The organism is Streptomyces sp. URMC 126, assembly GCF_051386555.1.
Classification (GTDB): domain Bacteria; phylum Actinomycetota; class Actinomycetes; order Streptomycetales; family Streptomycetaceae; genus Streptomyces.
In genome coordinates, this window is record NZ_JBPQTX010000414.1 from 1 (window position 1) to 5237 (window position 5237).

The 5237-nt window shown below is 73.8% G+C and carries 4 protein-coding genes; all 4 read right to left on the reverse strand.

Going from position 1 to position 5237, the window contains the following annotated elements:
• Positions 1 to 67 precede the first annotated feature (67 nt).
• The 4 genes from ACSNOK_RS30360 to ACSNOK_RS30375 all read right to left on the reverse strand — a co-directional run bounded on the left by ACSNOK_RS30360 (position 68) and on the right by ACSNOK_RS30375 (position 4863).
• Positions 68 to 1057, reverse strand: coding sequence for a malate dehydrogenase (locus tag ACSNOK_RS30360; RefSeq protein WP_436784010.1), 990 nt, complete (start codon positions 1055 to 1057; stop codon positions 68 to 70).
• A 143-nt stretch (positions 1058 to 1200) separates the two neighbouring features.
• Positions 1201 to 2730: a DUF2690 domain-containing protein gene (locus tag ACSNOK_RS30365; protein WP_436784011.1), complete on the reverse strand. Its 1530-nt coding sequence runs from the start codon at positions 2728 to 2730 to the stop codon at positions 1201 to 1203.
• Positions 2731 to 3115: 385 nt separating this feature from the next.
• Complete coding sequence (locus tag ACSNOK_RS30370; RefSeq protein ID WP_436784012.1) at positions 3116 to 4018, reverse strand: helix-turn-helix domain-containing protein; 903 nt, start codon at positions 4016 to 4018, stop codon at positions 3116 to 3118.
• On the reverse strand, positions 4015 to 4863 hold the full coding sequence (locus ACSNOK_RS30375) for a helix-turn-helix domain-containing protein (protein WP_436784013.1): 849 nt from the start codon (positions 4861 to 4863) through the stop codon (positions 4015 to 4017). Before ACSNOK_RS30375 ends, ACSNOK_RS30370 begins: the two co-directional genes overlap by 4 nt.
• Between the last annotated feature and the right edge of the window lie 374 nt (positions 4864 to 5237).

A 5237-nucleotide genomic window follows, 5' to 3' on the forward strand; every position in this document is an offset into this window, starting at 1 on the left:
GCCCCGCCGCCGGCGACGCGGAGTCGCCGGTGGCGGGGCCGCCCGTCGGACCGGATGCGGAGCGGACTCAGATCAGGCCGAGCTTGCGGACCGCGTCGCGCTCCTCGACGAGCTCCTGGACGGAGGCGTCGATGCGGGTGCGGGAGAACTCGTTGATCTCCAGGCCCTGGACGATCTCGTACTTGCCATCCTTGCAGGTGACGGGGAAGGACGAGATGAGGCCCTCGGGCACGCCGTAGGAGCCGTCCGACGGGATGCCCATGGAGGTCCAGTCGCCCGCCGCGGTGCCGTTGACCCAGGTGTGGACGTGGTCGATGGCGGCGTTGGCGGCGGAGGCGGCCGAGGAGGCGCCGCGCGCCTCGATGATGGCGGCGCCGCGCTTGGCGACGGTCGGGATGAAGGTGTCGGCCAGCCACGCCTCGTCGTTGACGACCTCGGCGGCGTTCTTGCCCGCGACCTCGGCGTGGAAGATGTCCGGGTACTGGGTGGCGGAGTGGTTGCCCCAGATCGTCAGCTTCTTGATCTCGGAGACGGCGGTGCCGGTCTTCTTCGCGAGCTGCGAGATGGCGCGGTTGTGGTCCAGGCGGGTCATCGCGGTGAAGCGCTCGGCCGGGACGTCCGGCGCGGCGGCCTGGGCGATGAGGGCGTTGGTGTTGGCCGGGTTGCCGACGACCAGGACCTTGATGTCGTCCGCGGCGTGGTCGTTGATGGCCTTGCCCTGCGGCTTGAAGATGCCGCCGTTGGCCTCCAGGAGGTCACCGCGCTCCATGCCCTTGGTGCGGGGGCGGGCGCCGACGAGCAGCGCGACGTTGGCGCCGTCGAAGGCGACGTTCGGGTCGTCGGTGATCTCGATGCCGCGCAGCAGCGGGAACGCGCAGTCGTCGAGCTCCATGGCGGTGCCCTCGGCGGCCTTGAGACCCTGCGGGATCTCCAGAAGTCGCAGCTTGACCGGCACGTCGGCGCCGAGGAGGTGACCGGAGGCGATGCGGAAGAGCAGCGCGTAGCCGATCTGACCGGCCGCGCCGGTGACGGTGACATTGACGGGAGTGCGGGTCATGGCGATCTCCTGCTGCGAAACTGGCGGTGGGTGTCCCTGCCCATGTTGTGCGGACCTCTCTTGGTATCAAGAGATCCGGCGTCAGGCTATCCGACGGGGCACGCCCGGAACCCCAGAACCGGTGTGGGACGCCTCACCTGGGCCTATGGCACCTCCTGCGACACTTCGGGCGCCTCTCCGGCCTCCGGCTTACCTGCGCCCTCTGGCGTCTCCGTTTTCTCCGCCGCCCCTCGCGTCTCAGAAGCTTTGCGGGCCCCGGGGGCATCGTCCGCCCCTCCCGTCCGTGGCACCGTGCAGCCCTGACGCCCCGTGCTGAGCACCACACAGGCCCTGGCCTCGCTCGGGGCGGCCACCGCGATCATGGTGCTGTGGCCGTCCGTGCCGCGCTCTATCCGGCCCTCACCGGTGCGGGAGGCCGCGCTGACCCGCAGGGTGTCGCCGGGTCCGCCCTGGGTCATCCGGGCCCAGGCCGCCTTGCAGGTCTCGCTGTAGCGCACCTCCACGTAGGTGCCGCCGACGGTCGTCGCACCCGCCGTCTTCGCCCGCTGTCCGCCGCATCCCATGGTCTCCGGGTCCTTGCCCGTGCAGGCGCCGCCCGCGCACTTCACGCCCGCGGGGAGGGCTGCCGGGCTGCCGGAATCCCGCGCGGCGGCGGACGGTACGGGCTTCCGGCCGCTGCCGCCCGGTCCGTACCCGAGCAGCAGGACGGCCGCGACGACCATCAGCAGCGCGCCGACCGCCCCCACCGTGAACAGCAGCGCGGCGCGGCGCTTCGGGCGCGGACGGGGGTGCGGATGGGTACGGGAGGCGGTACGGAGGCGGGGGTCGTGCCCGGAGCGGGAGTCGTTTCCGCGGGAGGGACGCGGGTGTCGCTTCGACGGGGCCTCGGCCGGGTCCAACGTCATGGACAGGTCCTCGGGCGGAGGAGCGGAAGCACCAGCGGACGGACCGGCGGACAGGTCCGTCGACGCCGACGAGCCCGTCAAGGGGATCGCCTGCGCGCGGGCGTCCACGCCGGCCGCCCGGGCCGAGGGGAGGTCGGGAGACGGGCGGGCCACCCGCCGTCCTCCCGCGCCCTGCTCGCCACTCCCGTCACGCGCGCCACCGAAGTCACGACCGCCACGACCGCCACGACCGTCGTCCGCGTCGCTCCGCTCCTGCCGCGCCTTCGGCGTCTCCATCACCCCCGCGGACTCCGCCGCTTCCGCCGCCCCCCGCGCCCCGTCGGCACCGCCGGTCACTCCGTCCGCGGAGCCCCCGCCCACCGCGTCCGGCCCCGCCGCCCGCGCCCGGCGCAGCGTCCAGCCGCGCCTCCCCGGGGCGGGCGGCGGCGCGTACTCCGCCAGCGCCGCGCGCGCCGCCTCGACCCGCAGCCCCTCCATCGTCACGTCGTGCCGCAGTTCGGACCGGCTCCAGGCGCGCTCGGCCAGCTCCCAGATGGTCAGCAGATGCTCGACGTCCGTACCCGTCGACTCCGCGAGCGCCTCGGTGGCACCGCGCGGTGGCAGCAGCCGGCCGTTGAGGTAGCGCTCCCAGGAGGTCTTGCTGTACCCGGTGCGGTCCGCGACCGCTCCGACGCTCATCCCGTTGCGCTCGACGATCCGGCGCAGCTGCTCCACGAACTCCCGCACCTGCGGGTCGAGTTCGTCCGACAGCGCTCTCCAACGAGGCATGGCCCTCCCCTAATCCCCCTGCGTACCGCGGTGCTACCCAGGGGATGGCGCGACGCAGCCTCCCAGTTCCTCTCCGGTCGGCGCATAGGGGCGTTCCGGGTTGATCAACGCACCGGGGCGCACGCCCCCTCGTCGGCCGTGCTCCCGGACCACCCTCATGAGAGGGAACCGTTCCGGCGTGGGCGCCGTACGCCCCCGCGTGGATCCGGTACAGAACGGTGACCTCGTAGCGGAATGATCTCCTCCGAGTCACAGGACCCGGTCACGCCTTGAACCGGAATGCCGCCGTCTGGATGCTCGGGGAGGACGTCCGGCCGGTCCTCCCACGGGGGTGGAGGACCGGCCGCGTCGCCCGTCCCCCACCCGCTTCGCCGCGTCCGGCGCCTCACCCGCCGGGCGCGGCGAAGCACTCCTCGGCGCCCTCGGCCGGGCGCAGGCAGGCGCGGGCCCGGCGCGGTGCGTCGGTGGCCGTCATCGCGGTCGACAGATAGACCTCCGTGTCGCGACGGCTGGCGGCCCTGACCTCCTTGGGGTGGGTCCCGGGCAGCGTCAGCTCCACCCGGTCGCCCAGCCGCAGGCCGGTGGCCTTGGCCCAGACGGCTCCGCACTTCTCCGCGTACCGGATCTCGATCCGCTGCCCGCCGTGCGACCGCCGGGAGACCAGGGTGACCGGCAGCCCCTGCGCGCCGCACCCCATCGCCTGCGCGTCGGCCCCCTCGCACTCCTGCCCGTGGCACCCGGGCTCGTAGGACTGGGCGTAGGACGGAACCGCCGCGCCCGCGCCGGAGGAGGACTCGGACGACGTCTCGTCACCGGCGAGCAGCGCCAAGGGCACCAGGACGGCCGCCACCAGGGCGGCCACGCCCCACACGACGTACCGCCCGGGGACGTGGAGGCCGGACCGCCGCCCGGTGTCCACGGGGGCGGGGGCCGCTGTCGCCCCCTCTTCCGTGACGCTCGCGACCGGAGCGGGGGACGCCTCGGGGGCCCCTCCGGCTTCCTCCGCCTCGTCCCCGGGAGCGGACGCGGCCCGTCCGGTCCACCGCTGCTCCGCGAGCTCCCAGAGGGCGAGCGGCCGGCCGGGCGGCTCGTCCGCCAGCGCGCACAGCGCTTCGACCGCCTCACGGGGCGGCAGCTTCTTGCCGTTGAGGTAGCGCTCCCACGACGACTTGCTGAACGCGGTCCGCTCGCCCAGCGCTGCCAGGCTCAGCCCGGTGCGCTCCTTCAGCTCCCGCAGGGCGGCGGCCAGTCGGGCGCACTCCGCGGGCAGGGGGCGCCCGCCGTTCACTTGCGCAACTCCCCCCAGGTGTCGGGTCCGACGATCCCGTCCACGACCAGGCCCTTGGCCTTCTGGAACCGCTGGGCCGCCGCCTTGCTCCGTACGCCGAAGGAGCCGTCGATCAGACCCGGGTCGTATCCGTGGTGCTTGAGCAGGCACTGCGCCTCCAGCACTTCCCATCCGCTGCTCTTGAGATCCATCAACACGGTGCGGGTCGGGCTGTACCCGGCCCGCAGTTCGCCGCCCTCGCGCTCGACGTGGCACGGGCGGGAACGTCCCTGCACGAAGACGAAGGGGGACGGGGAGCCGGTGGCCGCCGGCCCGTCGTCCTTCGTCTCGTCGTCCTCCCAGGGCCGGGCGGCCAGCAGTCCGGCCGCCAGCGCGACGACCAGCACGGCCACCGCCGCGACGTACAGCCACAGGCGCCTTCGGGCCTCCGCCGGCTCTCCGACGCCCGGCACCGGGCCGCCGTCCGCTCCCGTACCGCCCGGGGCGGCGTCTCCCGCTGCCAGGCCCTCCGCCGTGGCACCCTCCGCCGTGGCACCTTGCGTCGTGGTGCCCTCCGCCGTGGCGCCTTTCGCCGTGGCGGACGGCCAGGCCTCCTCCGCTATCTCGTGCAGCACCAGAAGGCGGGCCGGATCCGTCCCGCACACCCGGGCCAGCTCCTCCACAGCGTCGCGCGGCGGCAGTTGCCGGGCGTTGAGATAACGCTCCCAGGACGACCGACTGTACGAAGTCTTGGCCGCCAGCGCGGCGAGGCTGAGCCCGCTGCGGTCCTTGAGTCTGCGGAGCTGTACGACGAACTGGCTCACCCGTTGGTCGAGCGACGCCGGCAGTTCTTTCCAACGCGGCATGTTCCACCCCACACCCGTCACGTGGTCCCCCGAGGCATGAGCCTCCTGTGTCGCACATGATGACGACGCCGGCCGGTGTTTTCCCGCACTGCCGGCCGACACGCGGGTTTCCGGCCAGTCACGGCTCCCCCGGCCCGTCCCACCACGGCCTCAGGGCCGGGACCGTCGTCGCAGGTCGGAGCGTGGGACGTCCCACGACGGCCCGTATTTCCCGGAACTGTTGGCAGTCGGGGATGTGGCGCATCACAGTCAGATCAGCGAGCCGGCCGGCGCGGTCCACCCCGCGCCGTCCGGCCGCGTCCCGGCGGGACCGTCCTCTGACGGGGGAGAGGACGGTCCGCTTTCACGGCGGGACCGGGGACGCGGGGAGGGGG